Below are 19680 nucleotides of genomic sequence, written 5' to 3'. Positions count from 1 at the left end.
AAGCGGTTATGTTGCACGGGTATCAGATCTGATCTACACCGCCAAACTTTGGCGCAATGGTACGAAGAGTTCTGGCAACAGCACAGATGCTGTTGCAAATGCTGTTGCAATCAGTGCACTGGGTGATATTTATGTTGTTGGATGGAAAAATCGGAAATGACATCAATGCAGTATATTGGAAAACGGGTGGCTTGTTCTCAACTGTGCGTAGCCAATGCTATTTCATACAAGATAACACCTGTATATATCGGTGGACATATCTTTAATAATTTTGGCGGTCAACGGGCAGCTTACTGGAAAAATAATATAGTAACAATTTTGGAAAATGATAACAGTTCGGATGTACAGGATATTTCATTTTCTGCTAATGTGGTTTTTGCAGCTGGCAGAACAAATAGCGATGCATGCTATTGGCGGGATAATCTAAGGTTTCAGGCACAAAACGAATAGTACAGATAATAATTATATTAATGGCATGGCTATTTTTATGGTAATGCAGCTTTTTCTGTAGGAAGTATACTAACAAATGCTAACCAAAAAGCATATTATTGGATGAACAGATCAAAATATAGATTATCGTATGGAATATATGATTTTTTTGGTCTGAGGCAAATGATATAGCAATAAAAGAAAAATAATAACCGGTCAGAATTAATTATTAACTTAAAATATCACTATCATGAACTTTAAAAATCAAATCAAATCATTAGAAAGTATTGCAATTGCAGCAATCGTTTTATTAAGTTTTTCCTGTAAAAACAAAGATACAGACAGCACTTTCTACGAGCTTCATTACAGATCCTAACGGAACTACTTTACCATTTACGGTCAACGATGAAGGATTGTTGGCTGGCTATATTGACAATTCAATATGGTTTAACTTTTCGGATGGACCAAATTCAAGTGTCATCGCTAAACTCTATCGTTTAGATTATGCAGTAAATGAATCAGCTAAAGTTATGCAATTAACAAAAGTTACAGCAGCCGTTGATACGATTCCTGAAAGTGCCTCTAAGAAAATGAATGGCGGAAATAACCGTATCTTGATATTAATGTAACCAATATTGCAGCCAAGAAAAAATGACAATGGTTGAATGAATGTGGTCAAACTGGTGTTTGTTGCAGTATAGACCAAGAGAATAAGATAGTTTGCTGCGGTTCTTGTGATCCAATACCTGATAACTGTAAAGGTTGTGGATTAAAAAATCCATTCGGAACGGATCTTATTATGGCTACACCGGAAGATGAACCAACTTTAAAAGATCTTTCAGAAATTACAATACCCTTACGGTGAAATTAAAATAACACGCAACAATGTCCAACACCCTGCAAATAGCACAGCAACTAATTAAACAGCCAATTGCCCTTTACTACACGAATGAGATGAGTAGTGGAAGAAAGCTGGCGGGTTTGATTTTGCTTTCATTTTTTTTATTGCTCGGTATCGGCATTTTTAAGGGTGGCCTGGAAGCCGAAGAAAATGGGGTATTATATGGTTTTTGAAGTTGTATTAGGTGCGTTTCCGTTTTTCCTGCTCTTTTAATGATAAATAATAAAAAAATCAATAGCTTTATGACAAAGAAGGTGTTACACTAAAAACAATAAAAAATATAATTGGGAAAACTTACGCAGCATCACCTATCATACTTCATTATATGAAAAGATGGAAAGTGAAAGGTATATCTCTATTGAGTTCATTTTCTTGCAGATAACAGCGCTTTTGTCTTTTATGATACAGATCAGTTTTCAAACATAGTATATATAGCAGAGAGATTACAGGTACCCCTAAAAGAGACAGCAGTTGCACGATTTAAATAATATTATTCATCACAATAAAACAAATTTATGAAATCAGTTAAAATTTCAGTTATTCTTTTTACTGGCAGGAAGTATGGCCTGCAGTAAAGTGACCGTAACAAACAATCCGACATAGACGACAGAACCGTCAGCATATCAATAGACAGCAGCGGTAATGCTAATAACGAACTAATAGATTTAGACGATGACGGCACCGATGATTTTAATATTTTCAGCGTGTTGGCGGGAGAAAAATAAATACAAAAAATGTTTATAAAAAAAATACAATTATACGCAATACTCTTGTTGTTGTTTTCCACTGCAGGCTGCAAAAAAGAAGCAATAAACAATCCTGATATTGAGGATGCTGTTTTGGATGTTTTTTTGGAAATACAGAACCTCTCTTGACAAAATTCAAAGAGGTTAATATTATCGGTGAAGGAGATGTGGATTTTAGTATTGGTATTGATAATCAGGAAGATGCAGGATTGTATTATATAGATTTGTATGCATATGATTCAAAATATGAATTTTTGGGTTATTATGATTCTGGTGATGAGGTTATCAAAAACATGGAAAAGGATACTGACATACAACCATCAGATACAATCTGGGACCTTTTCCCCTTGCATTACCTTATTCTCAATAGTGATGATGGTTCTGTCGTACGGGAATTCGGATTCACAGACATCGGAGATCAGTACATCGCATTTCGCAAAAAAAATAGTGGTGGTGGCTATTTCTATGGCTGGATGCTCGTAAATATTGAACGAGGTGAAAAAGTAACCATCAAAGAATATGCATTACATAAAATTGCAGACACACACATAAAAGCCGGTGAAAATTAAAAAAAATACTATGAAGAAATCTCATTTATACCTAATGCTATTATTCTTATGTTCTATTGCAGCTTGCAAAAAAGAAGAAGTAAACAATCCTGATATTGAGGATGTAACTTTGGACATTTCTCTGAAACAACAGATCCGGAAGGCGATTATTTTGAATTAAATATCGATGATGATGATGATGGAATTATTGATCTTGCAATAGAAATTGATTTTGATACTGATGATGCTGATTATCGAATTATTCGTATGTATATAAGAAACGATCAATATGAAATGTTGGCAAATTTAATAAATGGCAACTATATCATAAAAAATATAACGAAAGATACAGAAATACTGGAATCGAATACCCGGTGGATTACAAATTTCGAACATCTGGTCATGTATGAATATGATTTAGATGGAGGGACTATTGACGAATATGGATTTACAGACATCGGAGATCAGTACATCGCATTTCGCAAAAAAAATAGTGCAGGTGGATATTTCTATGGATGGATGCTCGTAAACATTGAAAATGGGGAGAAAATAACTATTAAAGAATATGCATTACATAAAATTGCTGATACACCCATAAAAGCCGGAGAAAAATAATACACTAAAATATACATTTATGAAAAAGATAAATTTATATGTAATGCTATTATTCTTATGTTCTATAGCAGCATGCAAGAAAGAAGAAGTAAATAATCCTGATATTGAGGATGTAACTTTAGATTTTTCAATTGAAACCACAGACCCTATAGGTAATGCTGCAAAAGATTTGTTTATAGATGGTGAAGCACTACAAGATTTTACTTTTGTAATCGTGCATCCTGACGATAATCCAAATCAACATCTCATTCAGGTTGATGTGTATGATAGTAAATATGAACTTCTGACGAACTGGGAACCAGGTATTGTATATACATCAATAAGAACAATACAAAAAGGAAGTAATATTCAACCTTCTTTATCAGAATGGAAAAGTGGTTCATTTGTTTTATATATTAGTTTAACTGTTGGTGTAACAGCAGGATTTACAGATATCGGAGATCAGTATATCGCATTTCGTAAAAAAAATAGTGGCGGTGGTTATTTCTATGGATGGATGCTCGTAAACATTGAAAATGGTGAAAAAATAACTATTAAAGAATACGCATTACATAAAATTGCAGACACACCAATAAAAGCCGGAGAAAAATAATTTCATTTAAATAAAACAAAAATTATGGGAATCATCATTCTAGTCGGAATTATAATACTAATTATAATCCTGTTATTTTACATTGGCGGCAAAGTTCGCGATAATATTGCTATTGATAAAGCAAATAATGAAACAATAATTAATGTCAACGATGCTGTTGCCTATTTAGGAAAAAATAAAGAATATAAGCATTTAGATGGTATTTTATTTTTGACCAATCGTCGTCTGTTGTTTTATAAACAAAGGTTTGGCTGGTTAAATATTGTTCCATTTTTAGGCGAAGCACTTTCAAGTGTTTTTATTGATAAAAATTTAGAATTAGAAATACCAATTCATCAAATAACACATTATCTATTCAAGCCAGTTATCCATTACTCTAACAATGGATTTGTAATGAAGGAAGAAGGATTTACTACAATTTTTACTAAACAAAATGAGGTGTTCGATTTTGATATCCAGGCATTAGGTATGTCAGAAAATAAAATTCCGGATATTCTGTTGAAGCTGGAAGAGGTTCAAAAAACACTGGATAATCCAAATCAGTACAATCCTAACAAATAAAAAATAATTAATAAAATAAGCTATGGAGAATATTCCTTTTATAGCATTCCTGTACGGCATTATACTTATAATTGGCATTGTATTAGCAGTATATTACTTATATATTGAAAGAGGCATTACCGATAAGAATGAATTTCTGCATTTATTATTTTTCGCACCAACCGGTTTTGGAAACTGGAAATACAACAGCATTATCAGAAGGAACCAAACCACAGAACATTCAAAAAAATGGTACACTTACAAGTACATGATACGCATCAACTGGTGCATCATTGCTGCTTTACTGATCTATGAAATTTATACCTTTTATCACCTTTATCAGATGCTCGTTCACTACAACGAATTTAAAGATAACGCATCAGCAACTGTTGGCACCAATGCTGCTGATGTTTTATACAGCTCCTTTGGATGGATGATAAATTTGAGCGTATATATAGTACTTGCATTTATGGCTATTGTTTTATTTTTTTCATTTTTAGTTTGCATCCTTCTGTTTATTCTCTTACCTAAACTCTTGTTTAAAAACAAATAATTTATATCGATTAGAACCATTTTAATTTTCAGATATGAAACACAAAACAAACACTTTTTCTGTCTCTTTACTGTTCATGGCAGTATTCATTTGTTTTGCAGGCGCTTGTAAAAAAGAGGAAAATGATCAAATGACCGTTACCGACATTGACGGTAATGTATATGGAGTTGTAAAAATCGGCTACCAGTACTGGATGCTGGAGAATCTGAAAACCAGCAGATACAATGACGGCACTTCCATTCCAACCGGGTTAAGCAATGCCGCCTGGGGGGCTGCAACGAATGGCGCATATTCGATTTATGAGAACGATGCATCAAATGATACCACTTATGGTAAGCTCTACAACTGGTATGCGGTAAATTCCGGCAAATTAGCACCAGCGGGCTGGCATATTCCATCCGATGCAGAATGGACCGTTTTAACTGACTTTTTAGGAGGTTTGGCAGTGGCTGGAGGTAATATGAAATCTGTTGCCGGATGGAAGGTACCGAATACTGGTGCTACCAACAACAGCGGTTTTACAGGTCTTCCTGCTGGTTACCGAAACTACATTGGACAATTCAAAGACATTGGGAGCTACGGGTTCTTTTGGTCTTCTAACGAGGACGATACAGACAATGCGTGGCACCGCGATCTGAGATACAATTATTCAGGTGCAGGTAAATTCAGCGACTATAAGGAGGGTGGCTTTAGTGTGCGATGTGTCAGGAATTAGTTTTTTAATTTTTCAATTAGATTTATTTATGGGGTATATTTAGCTGCTGGCGTTCATTGAAGCATGCCTTGACGGCAATCTTGAATCATTGAATTGAAAGATAAATTCCATTTGAAACCATTAAATTTTTCAAAAATAAAACTTATGACAAACGCTTTTACTGTCTCTTTACTGTTCATATTCCACTAAAAAACTATTCGTTTTAATTAAAGTTTATTTTATTATACCTGCAGATTATTAAAATCACATTAAACCTAAAATCATGTGTCATAAAATAAATATACTTGTGCTGCTTGCAATTGTCTTATCCTTTTCTTGTAAAGACAAAAAGAATTTAAAATTTCGTCAGCTCCTGTAAATTTTGATTCTTGTATGCTAATGTATAATTCAAAAGCAGATAGTGTTGATAAAGTAATTGAAAATGAATTGGATGCCAATAAAGATTCAACCCAGCCAAATGGGATTTTTAATTTACCTTCTAAAGAAATGCTTACACGGCTTAATGATTATGACATTCTTTTGTTTAAAGAATACTTCTCTGATTTAAATAAACCTTATATCATTAAAAATACAGAAAACGAAGTTGTACATTTTACAATATTCAATAATAATAAAATAATAGAGTTAGAAGTACTAAATCGTGAGTTACTGTTTAGTAAAAATTCAGGTACCATTCAATCAAAAGCCATAAACCCTGAACTTTTACAAAAGTAAGCACTAATTGCCGGTGTAATCAGAATGAAGATTTGAATAATCCGTTTTCAAATCAGATTTTACAACAGAAAACCAAAACATTTTACAGATTAGATATTACTTCAAAAAATGGATATAAATACTGCTGGAAATTTTTAAAGGAAGATGATGTTCTCAGTCAACTTTTAAAAGAAATAGAAAAATAAAATAACACTATGCTGTCATTCGGAAACATTAGTACTTTTGTAGCTGCACTGTTTGTTGAATCAGATGGATAGAATTACTTCCTTAGTATTGATGCTAATGTCAAGCCCCGCTATTGGCAATACCAATGTTGGCAGCCGTTATTTCTTCGTCAATAGTTCTGTGTTTGCCACTTTCATAACAAAGTAAGGGTTTGCTTTGTCTGCCCGTTTCAGGATGATTAAAAACGGCCTGTCAAAAATCATTTTCTTTGGATGGGTAATAATTGGTACAGCACTTGCAGAGTCGGTAACTATGACTGCTTCACTTTCAACGACTGCTCCATTTTCATTAAAAATAAATCCTGTGCGTTGATACGCTACTTCAACGGTATGTTTTTTACTGTCACCGGTTGAAAATTCTTGACCCTCGATATTTTTATAGTTTGTCGCAATATTGAATTTAATTGCAGGTATTGCAAATATATCTTCATGTACAATTTGATATTTCCATAACAACTTACTGTCTGTCTGCTCCTTTATTCCTTGGGCTACAAGTTCATCAGTGAGTTTAATGGCATCTTTCAGTGTTTGATATTTGTCAAGCCCTTTTACTAATATAATTTCTTGTTGATTGTCTTTTGGTACAAGTCTTAAAATAAAATTATTGTCGTTGTTATAATAGAGGATCTGGGTAAATTTTATTGTGGCCTCATCATAATAATACATTCCAAATGCAGCAACCTTTGAAGTGCCAAAATTTATTGGTTCGTCTAATGCCTGAAGTTTTGTTTCAAATGGAAGTGTCTTATTAAATGATGCTTTTGCAATTATTGCACCGTCAATAATAGCTGCTGTTGCAGAATACGCATTGTCGGTCAGTGAACGTTGATGCGATATAGATTTATTTAAAAGGTTGAAATCAATAGAGTTTGTGCTGTCAGATAGTATTTGGGATTTAAGTTCCTCTTTAATTTTGTCCCAGGCATATAAAAATGCAGGTGCATAAATAATGTTTTTATTTTCTGAAATTGGATTTTCCAGTGTAATAACAAAGTCTGTTTGTTTTAAGTTGTCCAAACTTGTAACATTTGGCAAGTCACTCCAAACAGGTTCACTTTTCTTATTACCAAAATTGCAAGAAGTCAGGGCAAAGAAAACAGTCAAAATTAAAATTGTCTTTAAGCTACGGATAGGCGTCATATTGTAAGTGTAAGTGTCCTGCTTGTGTCGAACAGTCAAATTTAGAGTATTTATTGGATTTAATAAATTAATTTCCCATCATTGTAAGTGTCCCAGGCATCCTGCTCTCTAAAACGGGATTGTCAAATCTCAGAATCCAAACTTTAATTTATCATTAAACACAACGTCCCGGCTTTGAAGTATGGCAAATACTGCACTATTGTAGTTATATTAGCAATCCTGCTTTACAAAAAAAAGGAAGATAATAGTATATGAAAGATTATTCCCGTGAATCCCTGGAATTGCACGAAATGCTGAGAGGGAAGATTTCCATTGAACTCAAAACTCCGCTGGAGTCCAAAAATGACTTGACGTTGTGTTATTCACCCGGCGTGGCAGAACCGGTTCGGCAGATTGCCAATGATGAGGAAAGGGTCTGGGATTTAACCATTAAAGGAAATATGGTAGCCGTGATTACAGACGGCTCTGCCATTTTAGGGTTAGGAAATCTCGGTCCGGAAGCGGCCATCCCCGTGATGGAAGGTAAAGCTATGTTATTTAAGAAGTTTGCAGGCGTGGATGCTTTCCCCATTTGCCTTGCCACACAGAACACGGAAGAGATCATTCAGACCATTAAAAATATTGCTCCGGTTTTCGGCGGCATCAACCTCGAAGATATTTCATCACCGCGCTGTTTTGAAATTGAGGAACGTCTGCAGGGTTTGGGTATTCCCGTTTTTCACGACGACCAGCACGGCACCGCCATTGTTGTTCTCGCAGGAATCATCAATGCCTGCAAATTGCTCGATAAAAATATCGCTGACCTGAAAGTGGTCATCAACGGAGCTGGAGCAGCGGGTTTGGCAATTTCTAAACTGTTGATGTGCCATGAAATAGATCCTTCTGTCTGTACGCCGGTGAAACAGATTGTGATGTGCGATACCAAAGGTATCATCCATAAGGACCGGTCGGATTTGAATGACTTTAAACGCGAAATATTAAAATATACCAATCCGTTCAACACGAAAGGAACCCTTAAAACGGCCTTAAAGAACGCGGATGTCTTTATCGGGGTAAGCCAGGCCAACCAGCTGACAACCGAAGATGTGTCTACCATGAATGCAGCTCCCGTCATTTTCCCGCTCGCCAATCCGATTCCTGAAATTACCCCGGAGAATGCCTACCTCGGAGGTGCAGGCGTAGTGGGTACGGGCAGAAGCGACGTGCCGAACCAGATTAACAATGTGCTCGCCTTTCCGGGTATCTTCCGCGGAGCACTCGATATACGTGCCCGAAGAATCACCCCGCGCATGAAAGTGGCCGCCGCTTATGCCATTGCCGGGTGTGTGACGGATATACACCGCGATAACATCATTCCGTCCACCCTCGATCTCAATGTGGCTGTAATGGTAGCACAAGCGGTCAAGGATGCCTATCTGGAAGATATAAAGTTCATGGAAACTCCCAAACACGCTTTATAAAATCCTTTACCCCTTCAAGTGTAGAAACTAAAAAATATGCCGCTTAAATGTCATTCCCTTGTAAAAGGGAATCTCATATTAGATACTTAATGAGATTCCCACTTTCGTGGGAATGACTTTTCATTACTTTATGCGAAGCGGAGAGTTGAAAATATTTATTTCGCTATTGGCTTTCTATACCATTTCTTCTTTGGCTTGATTGCAGTATTATTCTGTGGTTTTGGCGACGTAAATTTATGCGGATGCGGCTCTTTCAGTTCCATTGTCGTCTGGCTGATCGGATACGGATGATCCACCCGTACCGGAATTTGTTTGCCGATCAGTTTCTGTATATCGCGCAGCAATAATTTCTCTTCCGTATCACAGAATGAGAACGAAATGCCGGAGTTGCCCGCACGGCCTGTCCTGCCTATCCGGTGTACATACGTTTCCGGCACTTCCGGCAATTCATAATTGATCACGTGTGTCAGGTCATCCACATCAATACCGCGGGCGGCGATATCTGTAGCGACCAATACGCGAATGGCACCGCTTTTAAAACTTTGCAACGCCGCCTGACGTGCATTTTGCGATTTATTGCCGTGTATCGCCGCCGTTTTTACCATAGCGGCATTCAGGATTTTCACCACCTTATCCGCACCGTGTTTGGTACGCGTGAACACCAGTACGCTTTTAAGATTTTTGTCTTTCAGCAAATAGGTCAGCAACGCGTTCTTGTTTTTCTTGTCCGTAAAAAATATGGACTGGTCAATCGTGTTCGCGGTGGAAGACACCGGGGTTACTTCTACCTTAGCCGGATTCGTTAAGATGGAATTGGCGAGATGCTGAATTTCATTCGGCATGGTGGCAGAAAAAAACAGGGTTTGACGCTGTACGGGCAGTTTTGCGATGATTTTTTTGACATCGTTCACAAAGCCCATATCGAGCATCCTGTCCGCTTCGTCGAGTACAAAATGCTGGATGGAACGCAAATCCACATAGCCCTGATTCATCAGGTCGAGCAAACGACCCGGTGTCGCCACCAGGATATCAATGCCTTTTTGAAGGGACATCACCTGTGAATGTTGAGATACACCGCCGAATATGACACTGCGTTTGAGCGGAATATGCCGGCCGTAGGCGCCGAAACTTTCGTCGATCTGGATGGCCAGTTCGCGGGTAGGTGTCAGGATGAGCGCTTTAGGTGCTTTTGTTTTCGTGCCGCTCACGAGATCTTCTGCCAGCAGCTGCAGCATAGGAATGGCGAAAGCCGCCGTTTTACCGGTGCCGGTCTGTGCGCAGCCTAACAGATCTTTTCTTTTCAGAATGATGGGAATCGCCTGTTCCTGGATGGGGGTGGGTTGTGTATACCCTTCTGTTCGCAGAGCCTTTAAGATAGGCTCAATTAAATTTAAGTCTTGAAATAACATGTTTTATTTAAAATAGGAGAATGTATTGAATATGCAGCATACAGACTGTTATGAATAACCACGTGCAGGATAAAAAACTGGAGAAGGGGTTTTAAACCGGCATATTCCCGTGGCAAATAAAAAACCGGTGGTGCCGGTTCGATAATTCGTTCAAAGATACACATTTATTGTTGGTTATCAGATATTGGTTGATTGTTAATAGTTATTTGTTATTAGAGTCAATGGTCGATAGTTTATAGATTATAATCGATAGCCATTGATAGAATCATGTCTTTAATCAATGCAGTACATCCCAATTGCGCACAATGTCTTTTCGACGTTAGGAGAAAACTTGCTTAATTTTTAGTTGATAGTCAATGGTTAAAACTCATTAGGTAGCGGTCACGTTTTGCTTTCTCAGCAGTGTCTCTCGCAGAGGACTCTGCGTACTTATTGAGCCATAATTTCATCTTCGCAGTGTCCCTTTCAGGAGATGCTGCCTGGAAAAAAGGAATCTTGCTATGGGTTCAGCATTTGCTGAATGATGTTGTTAAGAATGCTAATTATTCAATTTTCCACAATCATAATCCAGCCTTTACATTTCGGTTTCGTTTCATTCAAAAACAAAGCGTACTTTTGCACATACCAAATTTTCCGTCCAGGAAATGAGCGAACCTATCAAACACGAATGCGGCATTGCCTTACTCAGGCTGCTCAAACCCTTGTCTTATTATAAAGAGAAATACGGCGACATCCACTACGGCCTCAGCAAGATGTACCTGCTGATGGAAAAGCAGCATAACCGCGGGCAGGACGGCGCAGGGCTGGCGACCATCAAGCTGGATACGGCTCCCGGAAATTCCTATTTCGACCGGGAACGCAGTGTGGACAAACAGGCCATCAAGGCCATCTTCGATAAGGTGTTTCGCCCTTTTGCCGACCTGAGCGATAGGGAAAAGGAGAAGATAAAGGATATGGAGTATGTCAAAAACCATTATCCGTTTATGGGAGAGTTGCTGCTAGGGCATCTGCGCTACGGCACGCACGGCGGCAACGACATGAGCAACTGCCACCCGCGTATCCGCGCCAACAACTGGAAAACACGTACACTCATCGTAGCCGGAAATTTCAACATGACCAATGTCGATGAGTTGTTTGACAGGTTGGTGGATCTGGGACAGTTTCCCCGCGAGATGTCCGATACGAGGACGGTGCTGGAAAAAATCGGCCATTTCCTCGATGTGGAAAATCAGCGCTTGTTCAAGAAATTCAAACCTTCCGGTTTGTCCAACTATGAAATCACGCCGCTGATTGAACATGGTATTCATGTGGCAGACATCCTGAAAAATGCAGCCGACGATTTCGATGGCGGCTATGCGATGGCAGGTATGATGGGGCACGGCGACGCATTTGTCCTGAGAGACCCGAACGGTATACGTCCGGCATACTATTATAAAGATGATGAAATTGTGGTGGTGGCATCCGAACGGCCGGCCATTCAGACCGCATTCAATGTGCACCGAAGCAAAGTGCAGGAAGTCAAACCCGGCCATGCCCTGATCATTAAAAAAGACGGCAGCGTGGGAGAGGTGGAATGTACGCCGCCGCAGGAACGCAAGGCCTGCAGCTTTGAGCGCATTTATTTTTCCCGCGGCAGTGATTTTGAAATCTATCAGGAACGGAAAAAATTGGGAAAGTTACTCGTGCCGGCTATTTTAAAGGCAGTCAGCCATGATTTGGAAAATACCGTCTTTTCCTATATCCCCAATACCGCCGAGGTGGCGTTTTTGGGCATGACGGAAGAGGTACAGAAACAGCATATACAGCAAAAATTAACGGCCTTCAATAACGGGGAGATAAAAAGTAGTGAAGAGCTGCAACGCCAGTTGTCGGTCATGCCGCGGGTGGAGAAAATTGCGGTGAAGGATGTGAAGATGCGCACCTTCATCACGGAAGATACCTCGCGCAACGATCTGGTGCACCACGTCCATGATATCACCTATGGATTGGTGAAAAACAATACGGATACGCTCGTCGTATTGGACGATTCCATCGTTCGCGGCACCACGCTGAAGGAAAGTATCCTGACGATGTTGGACAGGTTGCAGCCGAAAAAAATTATCGTGGTTTCGTCTGCGCCGCAAATCCGTTACCCGGATTGCTACGGGATAGACATGAGCAAGATGGGCAGTTTTGTGGCATTCCAGGCGGCAGTACAGTTATGGAAGGACAGAAACGAATATGGTGTGCTGGAAGCGTTATACAAACGATGTAAAGAGGAAATACAAAAGCCGTTGCAGGAGATAGAAAACCTGGTGAAAGAGGTGTACGAACCGTTTACGCCGGAACATATTTCAGCAAAGATTGCGGATATCGTGAAACCCAATCATATCTTTTCAGATGTGGAAGTCATTTATCAGACGATAGAAAGTCTGCATGAAGCCTGCCCGAATAATTTAGGCGACTGGTATTTTACAGGCAATTACCCTACACCGGGCGGCAACCGCGTTGCCTTAAATGCCTTTATCAATTATATGGAAGGAAAGAATGTACGGGCGTATTAGCAATAAGCATTATAACGAGGCATTACAGCATGCTGAAAGAAGTTGATCCCTAGGTTTTTATTTCAATCAATACTGTTCCTTCTCATTCGGGAAATCCTTGCTTTTGACATCCGCAATATAAGATTGCGTTGCTTTTTTGATATCTTCATACAGGTTCAGGTAGCGGCGCAGAAAGCGCGGTTTGAATTCATGCGTAATACCCAGCATATCGTGTGTTACCAGTACCTGCCCGTCCACATGAGGGCCGGCCCCGATACCAATAACCGGAATGGAAATGCTCTCGCTGACTTTTTTGGCCAGAGCAGCCGGAATTTTTTCGAGCACTAACGCAAAACAGCCGATGCTTTCCAGGTATTTTGCATCATCGAGCAGTCGTTCCGCCTCCTCTTCCTCTTTGGCCCGAACGGTATACGTCCCGAATTTATAAATGGATTGAGGCGTTAATCCCAGATGTCCCATCACCGGAATCCCTGCAGTCAGAATCCGTATCACAGATTCGCCGATTTCCTTACCGCCTTCCAGTTTAACACCATGTCCGCCCGTTTCCTTCATGATACGGATAGATGCGTTCAGCGCCTCTCTGGAGTTGCCCTGATAAGAACCAAACGGCAGGTCCACCACCACAAAACAACGCTTGATGGCACGCACCACACTTTGGGCATGGTAGATCATCTGGTCTAACGTAATCGGCAGTGTCGTCTCGTGGCCCGCCATCACATTGGATGCGGAATCACCGACCAAAAGGATGTCAATGCCGGCATCGTCTAAAATCTTCGCCATGGAAAAGTCATAACCGGTGAGCATGGCGATTTTTTCCCCGCGCTCTTTCATCTCTTTCAGTTTGTGCGTTGTCACGCGCTTGATTTCATTTTGTGCTGCTGACATAGGTCCGGATTGAGAGGTGAAGTTAAAAAAAGTATATGATTAATGAAACCTTTGAAGCGTTAAACAGAATTAACTTATAATTATGATGATACTTTTAAAATTACCTAATTTTAGTCGGTTACAGAACCTGAACTTATCCCGTTTAATTTCCTATTTTTACAGCACAATACGATTCAATGGAATTTTTGAATAACAGAAGCATTCCGGATTTGCTGGAATTTGGAAAGAAAAATCACGAAGCATATATTAATGCAACCCCCTTTCCGAGCGGTTATTTTGATGATTTGTTCAACCCGGATATGCTGCGGGAAATCATTAAAGAATTTCCGGAAATCGGAAAAACGAAAGAGGATATCAAATATGAAAATCCGAATGAACTGAAACTGGCCACCAAAGGCGAGTACCGGTTTGGACCTACGACAAAAGCATTTGTGCATTTTCTCAACTCTCAGCCGTTCCTGGAGTTTTTGCAGAACCTCACCGGCATCAAGGAAACCCTGATTCCGGATCCGTATTTTGAAGGCGGCGGTTTTCATGAGATTAAACCCGGCGGTTATTTGAAAATGCACGTGGATTTCCATAAACATAAACTGACGAAGCTGGACAGACGGCTGAATATCCTGGTCTATCTGAATGAAGACTGGAAAGAAGAATACGGCGGGCATTTTGAACTGTGGGAACGGGATATGAGCAAATGTGTGAAGAAAATCATGCCGTCGTTCAACCGGCTGGCCATGTTCTCTACGACGGACTTTTCCTGGCACGGACTGCCGGATCCATTGAATTGTCCGCCTGACAGAAGCCGTCGTTCCATTGCATTATATTACTATACCAATGGCCGGCCGGAAGGGGAAGTGAACGTGGGGGACAAGGCACGTATTACCACCACTTTTGCCACCAGGGATGGACAGGACTCCGGAAAGATGAAAGTGTTTAATTCTATGGTCAACCTGGCCAATGATTTGTTGCCGCCGATAGTGGTGAAAGCCATTAAAAAATCCAGAAACACGTAAGAAAGTTAAAAGGAATAAGGAAAGAGCAAAAAGAGATTACTGCTAAACGATTAATTAATTTATGGAAACACTCGAAATATGTTTATGTTGCGGAGGTAAAGATTTCAAGCCTTATCTGGAAGCAAAAGATAATTACTCTACGGAGTTCTTCAATATTGTACAGTGTACATCCTGCGGATTTATTTTCACCAATCCTCGCCCGGATGTTGAGGAAATAGGAAAGTATTACAGCTATGATACCTATATCTCGCACACCAGCCATAAGAGAGGTCTGGTGGAAAGTGTCTATCGTTTGGCACGTAATTACATGAAAGGTAAAAAATTAAGACTGATACAGGATATTGTCGGTAAAAGGGATGGATTCTCTTTACTGGATTTTGGTTGCGGAACCGGCGATTTTCTGGGATATGTCAAACAGCAGCAAATCGTTGCCGAGGGAGTGGAGCCGGAAGCGCAGGCGCGTGAAGTGGCGAAGAATATCAATAAGGTGGATACGTATTCCATAGAACAGTCTGAAACGATTGAAAAGGGAAAGTTTGATGTCATTACACTCTGGCACGTTTTGGAGCATATACATGAACTTCATCTGCAGATTGATTATTTCAACCAATGGCTAAAACCGAACGGGAAATTAATTATTGCGGTTCCCAATATCGAAAGTTATGATGCGAAAAAATACGGACGGTACTGGGATGCCATAGACGTACCCCGGCATATCTATCATTATTCGCCGAAAAACATCCGGCAGATAGTGGGTCAGCATCAGTTTCGTTTTTTGCAGCAATATCCGTTGTTGCTGGACGCCTATTATGTTTCCATGCGAAGTGAATGGCATAAAGGAACCAACAGGTTTTTAGCGTATTTCAAGGCAGTTTTTTTCGGGTTTAAGAGCAATCAGGCAGCTAAAAAGGATGGCAACTACTCCAGTTTGATTTACGTGTTTGAGAAAACTGCCTGATTTCCGGGGTATTGTAAAAATAAAAAGTCCCGCATTGCTGCAGGACTCCGTTGGCTTATCAGGGGTCGAACCTGAACTCTTCTGAACCAAAATCAGACGTGTTGCCAGTTACACCATAAGCCAATTTCGGATTGCAAAGTTAAGATTATTTCATAAAAAACGAAACTATATTGGGTTCTGCTTCTTTAAAAAAACTTTATTAAGGATAAATCCGGATCTTTTGTGCAGAAAAGGACCTGATGTTTTATCCGGAAGAATCACAGAATCAACAGCTGAATGCTTTTTTGATAAATCGCAGTTAAAAACCAGCTTATCGCGCATCGCTTAGGATATAATCTGTGTGGAGTAATCTTCGGGTTCCTGTAAAGTAAAGAGATGTAAAGGGATAGTAAAAGGAAATCATTGATTTACAGACAATTTCCAGCCTCTTTTATTAACATTTGCATTTATTCACATCCTGTGAAAGCCCAATAACGGCTTATTTTTTTTATTTTTGACCAAAATCGAGATGAATGACTAAACAATACAAACTAATAAATACCATAACAGGGTTTATAGTTTTTGCAATTTCACTTTGGCAGTACACGTCCACTTTAGAATCAGCAGGAAGTTTATGGGATTGCGGGGAATTTATATCCTGTGTCTATAAATTGCAGGTAGCGCACCCTCCGGGAGCTCCATTTTTTATGATTTTAGGAAGGATCTTTACCCTTTTTAACCCGTCTAATCCGGCATTAATGGTGAATTTTCTGTCCGGATTGATGACCGCCGGAGCCGTGCTGTTCCTGTTTTGGACCATTACATTAGTCGCCAAAGAATTATTGGTAAAAAAGGGAGAGCAAATAGGGCTGGATACTACCACAGCCATCATGGGTGCCGGTGCCGTTGGTGCATTGGCTGCATCATTTTCAGATACGATGTGGTTTTCTGCAGTAGAAGGAGAGGTGTATGCATCCTCCTTGTTTTTCATCTCTATCGTATTGTGGGCGGTTATGAAATGGAATGAAGAGGCGGATGAACCGCATGGCAATCGCTGGCTGGTTTTCGGAGCATTCATGATAGGTGTTTCAATCGGTGTGCACTTACTATCCTTACTGGTGATACCGGTTGCCGTTATCGTTTACTATTTTAAGAAATTTAAGCATACCAAGCTCGGTTTTATCATCGCCTTCATGATTGGCTTTATTTTATTGGGTATGGTACAGATCGGCGTTATACAGATTGCCATTAAGATGGCGGGTGCCGTGGAATATTTCTTCGTGAATGGCATCGGATTACCGTTCAATATCGGCTTTATTTTCTTCTGGGTGTTGCTGTTTGCTGCATTTATATTCCTGATTTATTACGCTCATAAGATCCGGCATGCCGATTTGCAGTTATTTGTGGTATGCTTTCTGGTGATTTTTATCGGCTTCTCTTCCTATGTGATGGTTCCGATACGTGCGGCGGCTAATCCGCCTATCAATATGAACAACCCGAAAGATGCATTCAGTTTGTTATCGTATCTGAACCGTGAACAATATGGTTCTCGTGCCCTGATAAAAGGCCCGTTGTTTGATGCGCAGCCTACCGGCTATGAAACCACCGGTAAAGACTACTATCAGGATAAAAAGACAAAAAAATACGAGGTAAAAGGGGAGAAAATCGCCTATACCTATAATCCAGAAGATGAAATGTTCTTCCCGCGTATGGGACCTACCAACGATGGTGAAAGCGCATCCGCATTGTATCAGTACTGGACGGGTTTTCAGGGCAAGCCTACATTTGGTGATAACCTGAAATATTTCTTTCATTACCAGATGCGCTATTTGTACTGGCGTTATTTTATGTGGAATTTTGCCGGAAGACAGGACGATTATCAGGGTACGCCGGGAAATGAGAAAATGAACGGAGACTGGTTAACCGGTATCGGATTTATTGATAATATGCACCTGGGCAGCCAGGAAGGATTACCTCAGCAAATACTGAATCAGAAAGCAAGGAATTATTTCTATCTGCTGCCGCTCCTGCTCGGTATTATTGGATTGGTGTATATGTATAGAAAAAGCAACGACTACTTTATCATTTTTGGGTTTCTGTTTGTCGTAATGGGGATAGCATTGATTGTCTATACCAACCAGCCGCCTCGGGAGCCCCGTGAACGGGATTATGCACTGGTGGGTTCCTTCTTTGCATTCTGTATTTATATAGGATTGGCAGTTGCAGCGGTATTCGATTTCCTGAAAAGCAAAAAAGTGCCCGGTATGCCAATTGCATTAGCGACGAGTATCCTGTTTCTTTTTGTTCCGTATTTGATGGCAAGACAAGGATGGGATGACCATAACCGGCATGGACGATACATGGCACGCGATTTTGCTACGGATTATCTGGTAAGCTGCCCGCCGAATGCCATCTTGTTTACGCAGGGCGATAACGACACCTATCCGCTGTGGTATGCACAGGAGGTAGAAGGAATCAGGACAGATGTACGGATTGTGAACCTGAGTTTACTTGGGGTAGACTGGTATATTGATTTTCTGCATCGTGCTGCCAACAAGTCCGGCCCTGTACCTTTTCATAAAGATTTTACAGAGGACAAGTACAGGGGCAATACGAGAGACGTCATTCAGTATAATGATCAATCCGGCTTTGCCGACCCTAATCAGTTTTATGATATTAAGAATATCATGACATTTGTGCTGAGTGACGATCCTCAGTTCAAGGCGCAGACACAGAGAGGTGAAAGCGTCAATTTCCTGCCTACCACCAAATTAAAGCTGAAAGTGGACAGGGCGGCAGTTGAAAAATATAATCTGATTCCGGAGAAGTTCAAAGATAAAGTAGTGGATGAAATTGTGTGGGATTTGGGAAAAACAAGGGTTATAAAATACGATTTGGCTGTATTGTCGATGGTTGCCGCCGCCGACTGGAGCCGTCCTATCTGTTTCGCCAATACGGTAGAAGAAACATATTATAACGGGTTAAGTAAATACCTCATTCAGGAAGGGGAGATACTGCGTTTGGTTCCATGCCGTTTTGAAGAAAACCAACGCGGGTATTTTGCCATGAATACCTCCAAAAATTATGATCTCGTCATGCATAAATTTAAATATGGCGGATTGGGTGAACGGGAAATGTTTGTGGATGAAAATTCTGCCAGAATCTTAAATACGCTGAAGAGCGTACATTTCGGGATAGCAGATGACCTTATTAAGAACAACATGAAAAAAGAAGCATTGGATGTGCTGGAAAAAGTGAGAAAAGAGTTTCAGTATGTAAATGCACCTTATTATTCACCAAATAACAAATTCTTCAATATCCTGAGTGTGCAGTGGATTGATCTGTATAACAGGGCAGATGCCGGTGATAAGTCTAAGCCGGTTAGAGATTTATTCATCAAAGATTTGAAGGATTGCCTTCGCTTTTACAATTTACCGAACAATGATTTTGCAGCCTTGTATGGCAATGATAAGAAATCAGCGGAAGATCTGGTCAAACGAATGGATATGTTAGCCGTCCTTTATAAAGACGCAGCCTTTAAAAAAGAACTGTATGCCGCCTTTCCGGGTTTAGTACAGACCGCTGAAATCGATCCCGCTCAACAGGTGCCGATGCAGGTGTTTAGGTAGTATAATGAATGATAGTAGGTTGCAGATTATTTAAATAACTTCTTAAAATAGTGCCATATTATCATTTGTTTTATTAAATTACAGGAT

18 protein-coding genes and 1 tRNA gene are annotated in these 19680 nt (G+C 39.9%); 15 read left to right on the top strand and 4 right to left on the bottom strand.

Translation table 11 applies throughout. The features are described 5' to 3' along the window. The first annotated feature begins 165 nt into the window (after window positions 1–165). The 10 genes from IPM95_04165 to IPM95_04120 all read left to right on the top strand — a co-directional run bounded on the left by IPM95_04165 (window position 166) and on the right by IPM95_04120 (window position 6353). On the top strand, window positions 166–450 hold the full coding sequence (locus IPM95_04165) for a hypothetical protein (GenBank protein MBK9328509.1): 285 nt from the start codon (window positions 166–168) through the stop codon (window positions 448–450). 392 nt (window positions 451–842) lie between these two features. Continuing rightward, window positions 843–1058 carry a hypothetical protein gene (locus tag IPM95_04160; protein ID MBK9328508.1) on the top strand — a complete coding sequence of 72 codons (216 nt, stop codon included), beginning with the start codon at window positions 843–845 and terminating at the stop codon, window positions 1056–1058. Between the two features lie 256 nt (window positions 1059–1314). Beyond that, complete coding sequence (locus IPM95_04155) at window positions 1315–1503, top strand: hypothetical protein (GenBank protein ID MBK9328507.1); 189 nt, start codon at window positions 1315–1317, stop codon at window positions 1501–1503. 698 nt (window positions 1504–2201) lie between these two features. Then, the gene (locus tag IPM95_04150) at window positions 2202–2645 is read left to right on the top strand and encodes a hypothetical protein (protein MBK9328506.1); all 444 of its coding nucleotides are present in this window, start codon (window positions 2202–2204) and stop codon (window positions 2643–2645) included. A 276-nt stretch (window positions 2646–2921) separates the two neighbouring features. Then, a complete protein-coding gene (locus tag IPM95_04145; GenBank protein ID MBK9328505.1) occupies window positions 2922–3239 on the top strand; it encodes a hypothetical protein in 318 nt (105 codons plus the stop codon). 19 nt (window positions 3240–3258) lie between these two features. Continuing rightward, window positions 3259–3831, top strand: a complete 573-nt coding sequence (locus tag IPM95_04140) for a hypothetical protein (protein ID MBK9328504.1) — start codon at window positions 3259–3261, stop codon at window positions 3829–3831. Window positions 3832–3855: 24 nt separating this feature from the next. Beyond that, entirely contained in the window at window positions 3856–4392 is a 537-nt protein-coding gene (locus IPM95_04135) for a hypothetical protein (GenBank protein ID MBK9328503.1), read from the top strand. 22 nt (window positions 4393–4414) lie between these two features. Beyond that, complete coding sequence (locus IPM95_04130) at window positions 4415–4924, top strand: hypothetical protein (protein MBK9328502.1); 510 nt, start codon at window positions 4415–4417, stop codon at window positions 4922–4924. 34 nt (window positions 4925–4958) lie between these two features. After that, entirely contained in the window at window positions 4959–5639 is a 681-nt protein-coding gene (locus IPM95_04125; GenBank protein MBK9328501.1) for a fibrobacter succinogenes major paralogous domain-containing protein, read from the top strand. A gap of 378 nt (window positions 5640–6017) precedes the next feature. Continuing rightward, complete coding sequence (locus tag IPM95_04120; GenBank protein ID MBK9328500.1) at window positions 6018–6353, top strand: hypothetical protein; 336 nt, start codon at window positions 6018–6020, stop codon at window positions 6351–6353. A gap of 323 nt (window positions 6354–6676) precedes the next feature. Here the strand turns inward: IPM95_04120 and IPM95_04115 are convergent, their stop codons facing one another. After that, window positions 6677–7717, bottom strand: a complete 1041-nt coding sequence (locus IPM95_04115; protein MBK9328499.1) for a hypothetical protein — start codon at window positions 7715–7717, stop codon at window positions 6677–6679. Between the two features lie 251 nt (window positions 7718–7968). On the opposite strand from IPM95_04115, the gene IPM95_04110 reads away from it, so the two are divergent. Further along, window positions 7969–9177 (top strand): NADP-dependent malic enzyme, encoded by a 1209-nt coding sequence (locus IPM95_04110; GenBank protein MBK9328498.1) that lies wholly within the window; start codon window positions 7969–7971, stop codon window positions 9175–9177. Window positions 9178–9332: 155 nt separating this feature from the next. Here the strand turns inward: IPM95_04110 and IPM95_04105 are convergent, their stop codons facing one another. After that, entirely contained in the window at window positions 9333–10586 is a 1254-nt protein-coding gene (locus IPM95_04105; protein MBK9328497.1) for a DEAD/DEAH box helicase, read from the bottom strand. 644 nt (window positions 10587–11230) lie between these two features. On the opposite strand from IPM95_04105, the gene IPM95_04100 reads away from it, so the two are divergent. After that, complete coding sequence (locus IPM95_04100) at window positions 11231–13129, top strand: amidophosphoribosyltransferase (protein MBK9328496.1); 1899 nt, start codon at window positions 11231–11233, stop codon at window positions 13127–13129. Window positions 13130–13195: 66 nt separating this feature from the next. On the opposite strand, the gene panB is transcribed toward IPM95_04100, so the two are convergent. Next, window positions 13196–14014, bottom strand: a complete 819-nt coding sequence (gene panB / locus IPM95_04095) for a 3-methyl-2-oxobutanoate hydroxymethyltransferase (GenBank protein MBK9328495.1) — start codon at window positions 14012–14014, stop codon at window positions 13196–13198. A gap of 431 nt (window positions 14015–14445) precedes the next feature. Here panB and IPM95_04090 point away from each other — a divergent pair, with 431 nt between their 5' ends. Both IPM95_04090 and IPM95_04085 read left to right on the top strand, forming a co-directional pair. Then, window positions 14446–15027, top strand: coding sequence for a 2OG-Fe(II) oxygenase (locus tag IPM95_04090; GenBank protein MBK9328494.1), 582 nt, complete (start codon window positions 14446–14448; stop codon window positions 15025–15027). A 61-nt stretch (window positions 15028–15088) separates the two neighbouring features. After that, a complete protein-coding gene (locus IPM95_04085) occupies window positions 15089–15985 on the top strand; it encodes a class I SAM-dependent methyltransferase (protein MBK9328493.1) in 897 nt (298 codons plus the stop codon). A 50-nt stretch (window positions 15986–16035) separates the two neighbouring features. Here the strand turns inward: IPM95_04085 and IPM95_04080 are convergent. Continuing rightward, window positions 16036–16108, bottom strand: a tRNA-Gln gene (locus IPM95_04080). Window positions 16109–16497: 389 nt separating this feature from the next. Between IPM95_04080 and IPM95_04075 the strand changes: the two genes are divergently transcribed. After that, complete coding sequence (locus IPM95_04075) at window positions 16498–19593, top strand: DUF2723 domain-containing protein (protein MBK9328492.1); 3096 nt, start codon at window positions 16498–16500, stop codon at window positions 19591–19593. Window positions 19594–19680: the final 87 nt, after the last annotated feature.

It is taken from the genome of Sphingobacteriales bacterium (assembly GCA_016719635.1).
GTDB lineage: Bacteria > Bacteroidota > Bacteroidia > Chitinophagales > JADIYW01 > JADJSS01.
The sequence above is the reverse complement of the archived record's forward strand: the minus strand, read 5'-3'. Positions and strand labels throughout refer to the sequence as shown.

What these genes read in the sequence shown, in the direction of transcription:
- IPM95_04100 (MBK9328496.1), top strand. Translation starts at nt 11,231, where the DNA reads ATGAGCGAACCTATCAAACACGAATGCGGCATTGCCTTACTCAGGCTG.
- IPM95_04130 (MBK9328502.1), top strand. Translation starts at nt 4,415, where the DNA reads ATGGAGAATATTCCTTTTATAGCATTCCTGTACGGCATTATACTTATA.
- IPM95_04135 (MBK9328503.1), top strand. Translation starts at nt 3,856, where the DNA reads ATGGGAATCATCATTCTAGTCGGAATTATAATACTAATTATAATCCTG.
- IPM95_04085 (MBK9328493.1), top strand. Translation starts at nt 15,089, where the DNA reads ATGGAAACACTCGAAATATGTTTATGTTGCGGAGGTAAAGATTTCAAG.
- IPM95_04125 (MBK9328501.1), top strand. Translation starts at nt 4,959, where the DNA reads ATGAAACACAAAACAAACACTTTTTCTGTCTCTTTACTGTTCATGGCA.
- IPM95_04155 (MBK9328507.1), top strand. Translation starts at nt 1,315, where the DNA reads ATGTCCAACACCCTGCAAATAGCACAGCAACTAATTAAACAGCCAATT.
- IPM95_04115 (MBK9328499.1), bottom strand. Translation starts at nt 7,717, where the DNA reads ATGACGCCTATCCGTAGCTTAAAGACAATTTTAATTTTGACTGTTTTC.
- IPM95_04120 (MBK9328500.1), top strand. Translation starts at nt 6,018, where the DNA reads ATGTATAATTCAAAAGCAGATAGTGTTGATAAAGTAATTGAAAATGAA.
- IPM95_04140 (MBK9328504.1), top strand. Translation starts at nt 3,259, where the DNA reads ATGAAAAAGATAAATTTATATGTAATGCTATTATTCTTATGTTCTATA.
- IPM95_04110 (MBK9328498.1), top strand. Translation starts at nt 7,969, where the DNA reads ATGAAAGATTATTCCCGTGAATCCCTGGAATTGCACGAAATGCTGAGA.
- panB (MBK9328495.1), bottom strand. Translation starts at nt 14,014, where the DNA reads ATGTCAGCAGCACAAAATGAAATCAAGCGCGTGACAACGCACAAACTG.
- IPM95_04165 (MBK9328509.1), top strand. Translation starts at nt 166, where the DNA reads ATGCAGTATATTGGAAAACGGGTGGCTTGTTCTCAACTGTGCGTAGCC.
- IPM95_04075 (MBK9328492.1), top strand. Translation starts at nt 16,498, where the DNA reads ATGACTAAACAATACAAACTAATAAATACCATAACAGGGTTTATAGTT.
- IPM95_04105 (MBK9328497.1), bottom strand. Translation starts at nt 10,586, where the DNA reads ATGTTATTTCAAGACTTAAATTTAATTGAGCCTATCTTAAAGGCTCTG.